This window comes from Archangium sp. (assembly GCF_057119385.1).
This window is the reverse complement of sequence record NZ_DBNGVP010000155.1, coordinates 22,968-36,663: the sequence shown is the minus strand read 5'-3', so window position 1 is coordinate 36,663 and position 13,696 is coordinate 22,968. Positions and strand designations below refer to the sequence as shown.

12 protein-coding genes are annotated in these 13,696 nt (G+C 71.3%); 6 read left to right on the top strand and 6 right to left on the bottom strand.

All coding sequences use genetic code 11. The features are described 5' to 3' along the window. Window positions 1-8: 8 nt before the first annotated feature. Window positions 9-935 carry a UbiA family prenyltransferase gene (locus tag AC16DP_RS37680; RefSeq protein ID WP_329729614.1) on the bottom strand — a complete coding sequence of 309 codons (927 nt, stop codon included), beginning with the start codon at window positions 933-935 and terminating at the stop codon, window positions 9-11. Window positions 936-1,489: 554 nt separating this feature from the next. Here AC16DP_RS37680 and AC16DP_RS37675 point away from each other — a divergent pair. After that, window positions 1,490-1,900, top strand: coding sequence for a hypothetical protein (locus tag AC16DP_RS37675; protein ID WP_329729613.1), 411 nt, complete (start codon window positions 1,490-1,492; stop codon window positions 1,898-1,900). 163 nt (window positions 1,901-2,063) lie between these two features. Beyond that, the gene (locus AC16DP_RS37670; protein ID WP_329729612.1) at window positions 2,064-2,495 is read left to right on the top strand and encodes a CBS domain-containing protein; all 432 of its coding nucleotides are present in this window, start codon (window positions 2,064-2,066) and stop codon (window positions 2,493-2,495) included. Window positions 2,496-2,559: 64 nt separating this feature from the next. On the opposite strand, the gene AC16DP_RS37665 is transcribed toward AC16DP_RS37670, so the two are convergent. Together AC16DP_RS37665 and AC16DP_RS37660 are read right to left on the bottom strand one after the other, a co-directional pair. Further along, window positions 2,560-3,144, bottom strand: a complete 585-nt coding sequence (locus tag AC16DP_RS37665) for a hypothetical protein (RefSeq protein ID WP_329729611.1) — start codon at window positions 3,142-3,144, stop codon at window positions 2,560-2,562. Then, window positions 3,141-4,565, bottom strand: a complete 1,425-nt coding sequence (locus AC16DP_RS37660; protein WP_329729610.1) for an AAA family ATPase — start codon at window positions 4,563-4,565, stop codon at window positions 3,141-3,143. The genes AC16DP_RS37665 and AC16DP_RS37660 overlap by 4 nt, the downstream gene beginning before the upstream one ends. A gap of 149 nt (window positions 4,566-4,714) precedes the next feature. Here AC16DP_RS37660 and AC16DP_RS37655 point away from each other — a divergent pair, with 149 nt between their 5' ends. After that, the gene (locus tag AC16DP_RS37655; protein ID WP_329729609.1) at window positions 4,715-5,866 is read left to right on the top strand and encodes a site-2 protease family protein; all 1,152 of its coding nucleotides are present in this window, start codon (window positions 4,715-4,717) and stop codon (window positions 5,864-5,866) included. Here the strand turns inward: AC16DP_RS37655 and AC16DP_RS37650 are convergent. Beyond that, on the bottom strand, window positions 5,855-6,403 hold the full coding sequence (locus tag AC16DP_RS37650; RefSeq protein ID WP_329729608.1) for a hypothetical protein: 549 nt from the start codon (window positions 6,401-6,403) through the stop codon (window positions 5,855-5,857). The genes AC16DP_RS37655 and AC16DP_RS37650 overlap by 12 nt on opposite strands. Before the next feature lie 271 nt (window positions 6,404-6,674). On the opposite strand from AC16DP_RS37650, the gene ggt reads away from it, so the two are divergent. Further along, on the top strand, window positions 6,675-8,507 hold the full coding sequence (gene ggt, locus AC16DP_RS37645) for a gamma-glutamyltransferase (RefSeq protein ID WP_329729607.1): 1,833 nt from the start codon (window positions 6,675-6,677) through the stop codon (window positions 8,505-8,507). A 24-nt stretch (window positions 8,508-8,531) separates the two neighbouring features. Here ggt and AC16DP_RS37640 read toward each other — a convergent pair whose 3' ends face one another. After that, window positions 8,532-9,257 carry a Uma2 family endonuclease gene (locus tag AC16DP_RS37640; protein ID WP_329729606.1) on the bottom strand — a complete coding sequence of 242 codons (726 nt, stop codon included), beginning with the start codon at window positions 9,255-9,257 and terminating at the stop codon, window positions 8,532-8,534. 174 nt (window positions 9,258-9,431) lie between these two features. Continuing rightward, window positions 9,432-10,877, bottom strand: coding sequence for an ATP-binding protein (locus AC16DP_RS37635; protein ID WP_329729605.1), 1,446 nt, complete (start codon window positions 10,875-10,877; stop codon window positions 9,432-9,434). Between the two features lie 421 nt (window positions 10,878-11,298). On the opposite strand from AC16DP_RS37635, the gene egtB reads away from it, so the two are divergent. Both egtB and egtD read left to right on the top strand, forming a co-directional pair. After that, a complete protein-coding gene (egtB, locus tag AC16DP_RS37630; protein WP_329729604.1) occupies window positions 11,299-12,603 on the top strand; it encodes an ergothioneine biosynthesis protein EgtB in 1,305 nt (434 codons plus the stop codon). Between the two features lie 21 nt (window positions 12,604-12,624). Beyond that, a complete protein-coding gene (gene egtD, locus AC16DP_RS37625; protein WP_329729603.1) occupies window positions 12,625-13,632 on the top strand; it encodes an L-histidine N(alpha)-methyltransferase in 1,008 nt (335 codons plus the stop codon). Window positions 13,633-13,696: the final 64 nt, after the last annotated feature.

Sequence of the window (13,696 nt, the reverse complement as noted above, 5' to 3'; positions counted from 1 at the left end):
GCCGCCCCTCACAGCACGACGATCGTGCTCAGCAGCGCCAGGCAGTACCAGTAGGTGAACAGCAGGTACGTCCGGTGGTCCGCGCTCCGCGTCCTCCACCCCACCACCCGCGCTGAAATCACCCAGCTCACCACCGCCAGCCCCACGTCGCACGCCACCACCGCCGCCGTCAGCCCCAGCGGCTTCATCAACACCTCGTGGATGGCCAGCGGCAGCAGCCCGAACAGCGTCCCCAACACGTACCGCGTCGGCTTCTCCCCGAACACCAACGGGAATGTCTTGCGTCCGCTCGCCCTGTCTCCCTCCAGGTCCCTCAGGTCCTGCAGCGACACCAGCATGAACACCACGCTCGACAGCACTCCCATCCACCGCCACGTCACCGCCGTCAGCGGCCCCACCAGCTCCCACGCCGCCGCCAGCTGCGTCACCACCCCCAGCGCGATCAGCAGGTTCTTCGCCCACCAGCGCTTCGCTCCCCCCACCTCGTTGTGCACCACGATGATCACCTGCCACAGCAGCGCCCACTCCCACACCCCGAACGCCCACCCCACCAGCGTCAGCAGCGTCATGCACGCCACCCACCGCCAGCGAGTCCCCCTCACCGACACCTCGCCCCGCACCAGCGGCCGGTGCGGCTTGTTCACCCGATCCTCCTCCACCCCCACCAGCTGGTTGGAGAGTCCAAAGGCATACGCGAACAGCCAGAAGTACAGCGCTCCCCGGCCCAGCGCCCCCAACACCGCTCCCGCTCCCAGGCCGTGATGGCTGCTCGCCGCCCCGATGAACAACAGCGGCGGCACCACCGCCGACGACACGTCTCCTCCCACGAATCGCCAGCTCACCCACAGCTCTCGCGGGATGAACCGCAGCCATGCCGCCGGCTCCGCCGGATTCGTCTCCGCTGACAGGGTCCGCATCGTCAGTCTCGGCTGCATGGTCTCCACCCCCGCTCGCCCCCGCCGCGCGAGCTTTCCCCAATCCTATCTCAATCACGACAGCTCTGTACTTCACGTCCACCCGGCCGCTCGCGCATTCAGCGACGCTGGGACTTTGCAGACAGCCCGTGCCGCACTCGCCGTCTGCTTCCACCTCGCTGCAAGTGCACACCCTGGCTGCCGCCATCGCGCCCGCCATCGCACACGCGCCCAGCTTCCCGGACTCCGGCTCCCCCCGCCTCACGGCCTCGGCGCCGACAGCAGGCCCTGGATTCGAACCCCGTGCGTGGACGCCGGATAACGCGCCCCCACCGCCCACGCGTCTCCGGGCCCCGTCACCCACACCGCGCTCAGGTCCACGCTCGTCCCCGAATGGGAGCCGCCGCGTGTTTCCTTGAACCGGTTCTTCCCGCGCCGGATCGCGGGGTTGCACCGCCGTCCGGGGGGTCCGGCCGCGAGCGGACACTTCAACCCCCCTGAATCCCCGCATCCGGCAACGTCAGACACCTGCCGTATTGTGTTCCTCATCAAGCGGGTGGATCACGAGGTGCGGCATGAGCTGGATCATCTATCTGATGGGCGCAGCGGGCTTCGATTCGGTGAGGGATTTCCCCGAAGGCTGGTCGCCTCCTCCGCTCGGTCCGCGCGAGGCCGTCATCCGCCAGCTGCGCGAGGTGCTCCCCAGCATCTTCTTCCCCACGCTCGCCGAGGGCTCCTTCCACGGCGATGGCTTCTCCATCACCTTCGAGCTCGGCCCTTGGGAGCCGGCGCCCCGTGTGAAGCTCATCGTCCACGGCACCGGGGACGAGGTGCTCGACCTCATCGGCAGGGTGGCCGAGGCGCTGGACGCGCGCGCGCTCGACACGGGCCTGGGGGACTTCATGCGCTTCCACAAGGACCCGGACACGGGCCGCCACGTGTGGCGCGACGCGCCCCAGCCCGGCCAGTGGATGGCTCCCGCCTGAGGGAGTCACCGGGCGAGCCCCTCGCTCCGGCTCGCCTCGCGGCCCGCCCGCCCGTGCGCTCTCCGGGAGGACGGCCCCGGCCCGCGTTGCCCCTCGCCGGGATGCTCCCCACGGTTCTCCGGAGGAGCACCCCCCCTCGCGGGGCACCCACCAAGGAGCGGCCATGGCCAGGATCATTCGTGAAGTGATGTCGAGCGACGTGGAGGTCATCAACCCCAATGACACCCTCCGCGATGCCGCCGAGAAGATGCGCAGCCTCAACGTGGGCCCCCTGCCCGTCTGCGACGGCCAGCGCATCCTGGGAATGATCACCGACCGCGACATCGTCGTGCGCGCCATCGCCCTGGGGAGGGACCCGAACACCACCCAGGTGGCCGACGCGATGAGCTCCGGCATCGAGTACTGCTTCGATGACGACGACGTGGACGGCGTGCTGCGCAACATGAAGGTGAAGCAGATCCGCCGGATGATCGTCGTGGACCGCAACAAGAAGCTGGTGGGCATCGTCGCGCTGGGCGACCTCACCGGCGAGGTCAGCGAGCAGCAGGTGGCCGAGACGCTCGAGGGCATCTCCGAGCCCTCCAGCCCCATCTGACGCACGCTCCGGCTCCGGGGCCGGCGCCCTCGTGGCGCTCCGGCTCCCGAGCGTGGCCCGTGTTTCAGGAGAAGAAGCTCTCCAGCCGGAGCTCCACGCCTCCCGGCGAGTGGTAGATGCGCATCCTCGACAACTTGTCGAAGCGGTTGGGCAGCTCCACCTTGCCCGGACGCATGCTCCCCTTGGCGAGCAGGCTGGCCGGGAACTCCGGACTGGCGATGAGCCCGCAGCACCAGAGCTTCGGGACTTCGGACTCGCCCAGCGTGAGCGTGGCCACCCGCACCAGGTACTCCGCGAGCAGCTTGCCCAGCTGCACCTGGGCCAGGGCCGCCTCGGCGCCCACCGCACTGGACTTGAGCTCGCACACCAGCACCTGCAGCGCCACGTCCTCGGGACGCTGCGCGGGAATCCGGGGCTCACTGAAGACGAGGTAGTCCGGCAGCCGGCGCACGCTGCGCTCCTTGGCCAGCGCGGCCAGGAGGGGCAGGTGGTCATCCGAGCGCAGCCGCAGGGCCCAGTGCGGAGTCGTCCCGCGCACCTGGAGGGGCGGGCACCGGCTCGCCTCCGCTTCCTCGTCCAGGGTCATGGGTGCTGGGACGATGCGCGCGGGTTCGAGGATGCCCTGGACCGCTTCGAGCAGACCGGTCATCCGCCGGTGCCACCAAACAGGGTGAAGTAGATGTCCTGCGACACGGTGTTGAGCGCGTTGATCTCCCGCTCGATGGTCGCCACTTCGATTCCGGTCGGGGTGACGGGGATGGGGTTGGCCTTCTCCGAGTCGAACAGATAGGCCCCCACCTGAGAGGGCGAGAGGGTCTCCTCCTCGTCATAGCCCAGCCGCTGCCGCACGCTGCCGTCCTTGTCCGCGCTCAACATGATGAGGTTGTTGAGCTCGCGGATGATGTAGTCGCTGTGGGTGCTGATCAGCACCTTGATGCCGGAGCGGACGATCCGGGCGAGCACCCGGGCCACGCGGCGCTGGTTGTCGGGGTGGAGGTTCAGCTCGGGCTCGTCGATGATGAGGAACTGGCTCTTCTCCGCGACGTGACGAAGAAAGAAGGAGAGCCCCGCCAGCGCTTTCACGGAAGAGGAGGACAGGTGCAGACTCAGGCGGGTGTCCGACTCGCTCGGATGAAACGACATCTCGCCCTCTTCATCCATGCGGATGGCGCCGCCCAGCACCTTGCCCTCCAATTGATCCGCGAGCGCAGCAAAGGAGGAGGTCTTTCCTTTGTATGTCGCAGGGTCATTGGCGATGAGCAAACTATTGCGGATGGCAAGCGGATAGCGCCGGGCCCGGTGCCCCAACGTCTCCCACAATGCATCCCGAGGGTCCGCTCGGTGGCCCGCGCTGCTCCTGAGCTGCATCAGGTCATCCACGAGCTCCGTGCGCTTGCTGGCCAGTTCGCGGCTGAAGAGCTGGATGGCCGCTCTCTCGGCGGTGAGCACATGCGTGTACCAGGGCATTCGCAGAAACAAGTCCGATATCGCCGCCGCGATACGCCAATAGGCGAATGAGCGCACCGGTAAGTCCACCCGGGGCAACGCAGACGCGCCGCTCACTTCCAGTGGAGCGGACTTAGGTAGCCGTTCGAAAGTCCAAAGGGGCTCCCCAGCCACCTTGTGCTCGGTCAGCCCGATGGTCGTCCACTCCTGCCGCTCATCCATCGCGAGCAGAGCCTGCCTGGCCGAGGCCAGTTGCGCTTCGTCCAGGTCCATCCTTGCTTCGGCCCGGGCAACGAACTCTTCACCGCAGGCCAGGATGTCCGTGAGCCTCCCGCGGAATGCGCGCGCGAGTTCGTCCAAGATGCGCCGCAGGTATTGATCGACGAACGCCACCACATCGACCCTGAAAACCGTCTCGCTTTCCTGGCGCTCCTTGACCCACTCGCTGAGGGCTGAACCCACGGCCCTTGATACATTCGTGTGGAACTCCTCCCCGAACCCATAGAGGGCGTGCGCGACGTATGTCTTCGACGTGTTGTTGGGCCCCGTCAGCAGGATGAGGTCCTTGTCCAGGTCGATGGTCGCCTCGCGCAGCCGTCCGAGGTTCCGCAGGGTGAGCTTCATGGGCGAGGCACAGTAGTGGCCAAGGGGTAGCCTGTCGAGGCAAGCGCCCGTCCGCTCCCTCGGGTGCGGACCGGGAGGCGGCCCGTCGTCGCTCCGCCAGATGGTTCCGTGCCGGACACTCCCCACCTTTCCCCGAGTGAGGTGTCACCGTGCGCGGAGCCATCCGAATCGCCACCCTGCGGGGCATTCCCATCCGGGTGCACTACTCCTTCCTGCTGGTGCTGCCGCTGCTGGCGTGGCTCTTCGGCCTCACCATGGCGAGCGGCTTCGGCCCCGAGCGGCTCCGGGGCCATCCGTTGCTGTGGGGCGTGGGCCTCGTGGTGTGCCTCTTCCTGTCCGTGCTCGTCCACGAGCTGGCCCACTCCGTCTACGCCCTGCGCAAGGGCGGCCAGGTCTCCGACATCACCCTGCTCATGATTGGGGGCGTGTCGCGCATCACCCGCATGCCCGAGGGCGCCCTTCACGAGGCCCTCATGGCGCTCGCCGGCCCCGCCACCAGCCTGGTGCTGGGCGTGCTGCTGATGGTGGGCTCCGTGCCCCTCCAGGCCGCGGGCGCCCTGGAGGTGAGCTTCGCCGTCGCCTACCTGGGCGGCCTCAACATCTTCCTCGGCCTCTTCAACCTGCTGCCCGCCTTCCCCATGGACGGTGGCCGCGTCCTGCGCGCGCTCCTCACCGGGTGGCTCGGCCGGGTGCGCGCCACGCAGACGGCCGCCTTCGTCGGCAAGGCCTTCGCCCTGCTCTTCGGCCTGGTGGGCCTCTTCGGCCTGCCCGGCCTGTGGCCCGCCGGCAACCCGTTGCTGCTCCTCATCGCCTTCTTCGTCTTCATGGGCGCCAGCGGCGAGTCGCGCGAGGTGGTCATGCAATCGCTGCTCTCCGGCATGCGCGTGCGCGAGCTGATGACGCCGCGCACCTCCTCGGTGGAGGCGGAGGACTCGTTGGAGGAGGTGGAAGCGCGCCTGCGGGCCGAGCGGCGGCGGGCCCTGCCCGTGGTGGACGGAGGGCGCGTGGTGGGGCTGGTGACGCGGATGGCCGTGCTGCGGGTGCCGGAGCCGCGGCGCGGGCAGCTGCGGGCGCGCGAGGTGGCCCAACCCGTGCCCGCGCTCTCCCCCGAGGCTAGCGCCTGGGACGCCCTGCGCGAGATGGGCCAGCGGCAGCTGCCCCAGCTGCCCGTGGTGCAGGAGGGCCTGCTGGTGGGCACCCTCACCCAGGAGGACCTCGTGCGCGGCATGCAGCTGCGCGAGCTGGAGCAGAACCAGCGCAACGGCCCGTGGGGCGTGGGCCCCCGCGAGTCACATACCTAGGGGCCCCAGCGTCTCCACCAGCGCCTCGAGCGCCAGCCGCTCCTCGCCCCGCAGCCGGCCCCACACCCGGCCGGCCAGCCCGTTGGAGGCCCTCGCCACCCGGGTGCCCACCGCCAGCAGGCACGCGTGGAAACGCGCCGCCTCGCCCAGCCCCAGCCGCTCCGCCACGCGCGCCACCAGCGGACGCAGGGGCTCCAGGTCCGGCGCCTCCCACAGCCACTCCGGCCCCCAGGCGCCGAGCTGACGCAGCGACTCGCCACAGATGCGGCCCACCAGCGGACTGCGCGAGCCCAGCCCCGCCTCCAGCACCCTCCGGCACGCCGCGAGCTGCCCCGGCCCCACCGGGCCATCCGCCGTGGCCACCCAGGCGAAGGCCCTCAACGGCGCGTCCCTCAGCACCTCCCACTCCTCGTCCGAGAAGCCGCACCGGTGGAAGGCGCGCTCCACCGTCCGCGCCGTCTCGCACGCCTCCTGCCGGGCGAGGAAGGCCCGCCCGCCTCCCGGCTCCTCCCGGACAGACCAGACCCGATGGTCCATGCGCTCTCCCAAGACATGTCTGGGTTTCCCCTCCGCCCCCCCTGCCGCTTCGCGCGTGCATCGTAGGGACACGCCCGGGCCCGACGAATCGGCTCCGCCCTCCACACGCCACAAACCCGACACACCCGCGGCACGCGTGTGCAATGCCTGTCATCCGCGTGCCCCCGGGTGTGGCCCGCTTCCACTGTCAGCGTATTCCGGGCGAATTCCTCTCGGACTCCGAGACAGGTGAGCGCGAGGAAACGGACACCCGCTGGTAGGCTCCCGCCCCATGCGAAGGCTCCTCTTCTCCGTCAGTGCGTCCCTGCTGTGCCTGGGGCTCGGCCCCGGTTGCGCCACCTCCCCCGCGCCGAGGCCCGAGGCCGCCGCCCGGACGCTCCCCGCCTCCACCGCCACCGGACGCGGCGGCGGCGCCGCCACCGTGGACGTGCGCGCCACCTCCGCCGCCCTCGAGGTGCTGCGCTCCGGAGGCAATGCCGTCGACGCCGCCGTGGCCGCCGCCAGCGTGCTCGGCGTCACCGACCCGTACTCCTGTGGCATCGGCGGCGGGGGCTTCCTCGTCGCGTACCTCGCCCGGGAGGGGCGCGTCGTCACCCTGGACCACCGCGAGACGGCTCCCGCGGGCCTCGAGCGCGCGCTCCTCTATGAAAACGGCGCTCCCCTGCCTTTCGGCGAGCTCGTCACCAGCGGCCTGTCCGTGGGCGTCCCCGGCTCCCTCCTGGGCTGGAGCGAGGCCCTGAGACGGTATGGCTCGCGCTCGCTCGCCGAGGTGCTCCAGCCCGCCATCCGCGTCGCCGAGCAGGGGTTCGAGGTGGACGCCACCTTCCACGAGCAGACGCGTCACAACGTCGAGCGCTTCCGCGACTTCACCCCTTCCGCCGCCCTGTTCCTCGGGCCGGATGGGCGGCCCTGGCCCGTGGGCGCCACCTTCAAGAATCCCGGGCTCGCGCGGACGTACCGGCTCGTCGCCGAGGGCGGTGCCCCCGTCTTCTACCGGGGCGAGATTGCCCGGGCCATCGTCTCCACCGTCACCCGGCCGCCGCTGGCTCCCGGGGCCTCGCGCACCGTGCGCCCCGGGGTGATGCGGATGGAGGACCTCGCGCGCTACGAGGCCATCGTCCGTCCCCCCGTGACGAGCACCTACCGCGGCTACACGCTGTACGGCATGGGCTCGCCCGGCAGCGGCGGTGTCACGCTCGCGCTCACGTTGAACCTGCTCGAGGCCCATGCGCCGGCCTCGCTGTCCCGCGCGGAGTTCCTCCACCGGTACCTGGAGGCCTCGCGGCTCGCCTTCGCCGACCGCAATGCCTTCCTCGGCGACCCCGCCTTCGTCTCCGCACCCGAGGCGGGGCTCCTGTCACGTGAGTACGCCGTGCGGCGCGGCGCGACGCTCGAGGGGACCCGGGCATCCACCACCGCCGCGCTGCCCGGCAATCCCTTTCCCCATCAGGGCCCTGCCCGCGCCGTGCTCCCGCGCGTGCCCGAGGTGGCCCGCCCCGCCGCCGAGGAGCAGGTGCCCAACAAGGAGACCACGCACATCACCACCTCGGATGCCGCGGGCAACATCGTCGCGTACACGTGCACCATCGAGGGCGAGGGCGGCAATGGCATGGTCGTCCCCGGCTACGGCTTCCTGCTCAACAACGAGCTGACGGACTTCGACCTGCCCGCCGCCGTGGACGCGCCCCACCCCAATGCCCCCGCGCCCGGCAAACGGCCGCGCAGCAGCATGAGCCCCGTGCTCGTGTTCAAGGACGGCGCGCCCGTGCTCGCGCTCGGCAGCCCCGGCGGCGCCACCATCATCACCACCGTGGGACAGACGCTCGTGAATCACCTCGACTTCGGCATGCCCATTGAACAGGCCCTGGCCGCGCCTCGCGTGTCCCAGCGCAACTCGCCGGACCACCGCAGCCAAGCCGAGCCCGCGTTCATCGCCTCGCCCGAGGCCGCCGCGCTCGGGGAGTTGGGACATGGGTTCACGGATGTGGGGCCCATGGGCGCGCTCACCGCCATCCGCTTCCACCCGGATGGCACCGTCACCGCCGCCGCCGAGCCCACCCGCCGCGGCGGTGGCAGCGCCATGGTCGTCGAGCCCGTGAAGTGAGAGGGCCGGGGAGCGGCTCGGGACTCACTGCCCTCGGGACTTGAGCCGCTCCAGCTCGGCCTGGAGCTCCGCCAGCCGGCGTTCGGCTTCCTCGCGCCGGTGCGCTTCCGCTGCGCGCCGCCGGGCTTCCTCATCCGCTCGCCGCTGCTCACCGTCCAGCAGCTCCCGCAGCCGCTCGTTCATCTCCCCGGGCGACAGCAGCAGGGCATTCCCCGCCCAGAAGCGCAGCCGTCCTCCCTCCAACTGCAACTCCAGCCCCAGCACCTCCGAGGTGTACCGGCCCTGCTTCGGCTCCATCCGCACGTACTCCCGTGCCTCGGGAGAAGGCAGCCGGTAGGCCTCCAGCCTCTCCCGGGCCCGGTCGTAGATGAAGTATTCGGGGATGGCCAACCGGGCGTAGCGCCGCACGTTGTCCTCGGCGACCTTCTTGCGGTCGCCGCCCACGTGCACCTCCATCACCCAGTCCAATCCCTTTCCCTCGTGGCTCACCACCCACTTGCCCCGCGGGTGCGGCTCCACGTCCAACACCACCAACAGGTCCGGCGCGAAGCGCCTCTCCCCGGGGTAGTAGATGGGCAGCGCCACGCTCACGTACGCCCGGCGCCGCGGCGGTGTGAAGTAGCCCTCGAGTGCATCCTGCACCCACCACCTCGCCCGGGTGTGCAGGTCACCCTCAGGCATCGGCATCTCCTCCCACGTCACCTCCGCGGGAAGCGCCTGCACCACCCGCGCCCTCTCCTCCATGCTCATCGCCTCCCACTGCTCCTGTGTGGGGGCTCGGGGAAAGGCATCCACGTCGACCGGCCGATCGTTCTCCATGCTCAGGTAGGGTGGGGCAGGTGACCTGAAAGGTCAACCTCCATCACCCTCTACGAGTTCCTGCCCGAGCTGCTGTCCTGAGCCTCCGGGAGCAAGCGAACCGCGCTACCCCGTCCGCTTCCTCGGGCTCGCATAGGGCGCCAGCAGGTCCGGCCGGTCCACCAGGCAGCGCAGCGCCTTGCCCGCGAAGCCCTCCAGCCTGTCGATGAACGCGAAGTCGTGCTCGTCCCCCGCCTCGTGCGCCAGCTCGTGCAGGATGATGCCCAGCGTCCGCGGCTCCAACGGGTCCTCCAGCCGCACCCGCCCCTTCATGTTCACCCGCAGCACCCGCCGCTCGCGGTCGTACTCCGCCTCCACGTGCGCGCGCTCGTCCCTCACCTCGCGCTCGAAGAACTCCACCCCCACCTCCCGCCCCGTCAGCTCCTTCGACAGGCAGCGCACCACCCCCACCAGCCGCTCCGCCCTCGCCCCCGGCCGCACCACCACGTCCCTCGGCGGGCCCTCCATCCGCTCCACGTACGCGTCCGCCGCCTCCACCACCGTCTCCAGCTGCTCCAGCGCCGCCTGCGGCATTCCGCGCAGGTCCACCACCTTCGCCCCCAGCTGCCTCGCCCGGTCATCCGCCCGCGGGCCCACCGACAGCACCGCCCTCGGCGGCAGCACCTTCTCCACGTACGCCCCCAGCGCCTCCTCCCCCAACGTGAAGTGCGCCAGCACCTCCGTCACCCACGCCCCCGACAGCTCCTGCCGGCTCAGCTCCGGCGCCAGCGACTCGAGGAGGATCGCCGCCAGCGTCCGCTTGTACGGGTCCCTCGCCGCGTCGCGCTCGGCCGCCAGCGGAATGCGCTGCTGCACGTCCACGTGCCACGGCAAATGGTGCGGCTCCACCGGCAACCCCAGCTCGTACAGGTGCGGCGTCTCCCCGGGCCTCGGGTAGTACAGGTCCACCCGCGTGCCCCGCTCCACGTACCGCTCCACGCCGCGGTGCAGCTCCACCGTCTCCAGCGGGCAGTCCGCCAGCGAGTCCTTCGCCCTCGGCGGCCGCACCGCCCGCCCGTTGATGAGCAGCTCCACCCCCGGCGGCGCGAGGGTGAGCCGCAACAGCCGCACGGCCTCGTCGCGCTCGCGCTCGCTCGTGCGGCGGAAGAGCCGCAGGCACGTGCCCACCGTGCGCGAGTTGGCCTTCACGCTCCGCCCCGTGTCGTCGAAGACGAGCGTGCGCCCCACCGTCTCCACCTCGGCGCGGTCGCTCGCGGCGATCATCTCCTTGAGGCCCCGGCCCTTGCGCCCCCGCCACGTGGGCGGCGTGTCCTTCTCCCCGAGGAACACCGTGAAGGCGAACTCGTCGCGCGCCAGGCCCGCGGGCGCGTCGTCCTCGATGCGCACCTCGTCCTCCTCCAGGCGCACCTTCACCCGGCGCGCCCGCTGGTCGAACGCGTTCTGCAGCGCCTCGCGCACGAGCTGGCCGAGCGGCCGGGCGCGATTGGAGCGCCTCCAGCCCTCCTCCGACAACTCGAACCACTCCGAACGGCCGTTCCGGGCCTGACTCATGGACACGCTCCCCGCTCCGGGCTCCCGCGGGCGCCATGCGCCACCGCGAAGCAGCCGGGCAACAGGGGAGAACACTCCACGCCGAGCGGCTCTTCCCCCGCGCGCCTGCCCGGGCCTCGGGCGGGGGGGCTTCCAGGCGGGCGCTCGACACCCGCACACCGTCTCGACCCGGGACCCGGGTACCCTCACCCCGGGGGGCTTGCCCCCCCTTTGAACGACGGGGGGCTCCGCTCCCGGCGGGAGAGGGGTTGTAGAGGGGTTGTGGGCCTCCCGACATCCCAAGTCCCCGTCCTCCGCTGTTCTCGAGAGTCCTCCGCTCGGCGCCTCTCCCTTCCGGGCGTACGCTGTCTCACGGCGGGCTCGCGCCCCGGCACGGGGACACTCCCCCCGCCCCCCTCCGCTCCCTAACCTTGGAGGCACGATGCGCAGGCCCGAGCTTCGTCCCTGGAAATCCTCCGCCGTCTCCGAGCTCACCGCCGCGCGCTCGCGCCTGCTGCGCATGCTCGAGGGCCTCCCCGAGGACGCCCTCACCCGCCAGCACTCGCCCCTCATGTCCCCCATCGTCTGGGACGTGGCCCACGTGGCCAACTACGAGGAGCAGTGGTTGTTGCGCGCGCTCGGCGCCCCCGCCCTCACCGACTCCGCCTTCGACTCGCTCTACGACGCCTTCCGCCACCCGCGCTCCTCGCGCTCCCAGCTGCCCCTGCTCTCTCCCGCGCAGGCCCTCGCCTATGCCTCCCGCGTCCGCGAGGCCTCGCTCGAGTGGCTCCACCACGTCCCCGAGGACTCGCCCGTCCCGCTGCTGCGCGGCGGCTTCGTCTTCGGCATGGTGGCCCAGCACGAGCAGCAGCACCTGGAGACGCTCGCCGCCACGCTGCAGCTCATGACGAGCCACGTGTACCGGCCCGCCGCGCTCCCCCGTCCGCGTCCCGCTCGCGCCGCGCAACACGAGGTCTTCATCCCCGGAGGCCCCGTGCGCCTGGGCAGCGACGCGCCCTGGGCCTACGACAACGAGCGCCCCGCCCACACCGCGCACGTGCCGGACTTCCTCCTGGACTCGCACCCCGTCACCCATGGGGACTACGCCGTCTTCGTCGAGTCCGGCGGCTACACCGACAGCCGCTGGTGGGACCCGAAGGGCTTCGAGTGGATTCACGCCCAGGGCATCCGCCACCCGCTCTTCTGGCTCCCCCAGGAGGGCGGTGGCTGGCTGCGGCGGCGCTACGGGTGGGTGGAGCCCCTGCCCCGGGACGAGCCCGTGCAGCACGTGTGCTGGTACGAGGCGGATGCCTACGCGCGCTGGGCCGGCAAGCGGCTGCCCACCGAGGCCGAGTGGGAGAAGGCCGCGACGGGCTCGGACGGCGAGCCCCGCGTGTACCCCTGGGGGGACGCGGCGCCGGACGCCGGCCACGCCAACCTCGGCGGAGACACCTGGGGCCCCTCGCCCATTGGCGGCCACCCCGCGGGCCAGAGCGCGGACGGCGTCTGGGGCCTGCTCGGAGATGTCTGGGAGTGGACCTCCAGCACCTTCGATGGGTACTTTGGGTTCAAATCATTTCCCTACCGGGAGTACTCGGAGGTGTTCTTCGGGACGGAGTACCGGGTGTTGAGGGGTGGAGCGTGGGCGAGCGCGCCGGTGGCGGTGCGCAACAGCTTCCGCAACTGGGACTACCCCATCCGCCGGCAGATCTTCGCCGGCTTCAGGTGCGCGCGAGACGCGAGGTGAGTCATGGGACAGGGGGGAGGGATGGGAGGCACGGGACTGGGGCGGCAGCGCGAGCTCGAGGTGACGGTGGAGGTGCACGTGCGGCCGGGGGACGCGCAGCGGGCGTTGCGCGCGGAGGTGCTGGCGGGGCTGTGCACGGAGGGCGCGCCGAAGGAGCTGTCCCCCAAGTGGCTCTATGACGAGCGGGGCAGCCAGCTCTTCGACGACATCACCCGGCTGCCGGAGTACTACCCCACGCGGCGCGAGCGGGAAATCCTCGTGGCGCACGCGGGGGACATCGCCCGGGCGAGCGGGGCGGACACGTTGATGGAGCTGGGCAGCGGGAGCAGCGAGAAGACGCGGCTGCTGCTGGACGCGCTGAGGCGCACGGGGCAGCTGAGGCGCTTCGTGCCCTTCGACGTGAGCGAGGCCTTCCTGAGGCAGGCGGCGCGGACGGTGGCGGGCGAGTACCCGGGGCTGCGGGTGCACGCGGTGGTGGGGGACTTCGAGCGGCACCTGGAGCGGCTGCCGAGGGGAGGCCGGCGGCTGGTGGCCTTCCTGGGCGGGACGATTGGCAACCTGAAGCCGGCCGAGCGGGCGCGCTTCTACGGGCAGCTGGCGTCGGGGATGGAGCCGGGCGAGGGGCTGCTGTTGGGGACGGACCTGCTCAAGAGCCGCGAGCGGCTGTTCGCGGCGTACAACGACAGCGCGGGGGTGACGGCGGCCTTCAACCGCAACGTGCTGAACGTGCTCAACCGGGAGCTGGGGGCGGACTTCGAGCCCGAGGCCTTCGAGCACCTGGCGCCCTTCGACGAGGAGAACGGCTGGGTGGAGATGCGGCTCATCTCCACGAGGGCGCAGGCGGTGAGGCTGCCGGCGCTGGAGCGGCACGTGAACTTCGCCGAGGGCGAGGTGCTGCGCACGGAGGTGAGCTGCAAGTTCCGCGTGGAGCAGGTGGAGGCGGAGCTGGCGGCCGCGGGGCTGCACCTGGCCGAGCGCTGGACGGACGCGGCGGGCGACTTCGCCCTCTCGCTGGCCCTCAAGCGCTGAGCGCGCTCCGAAGGTCCGCGGGCCGTCACGACGGAGGGGGGACGGCTCGGAGCTCGTCTCCACC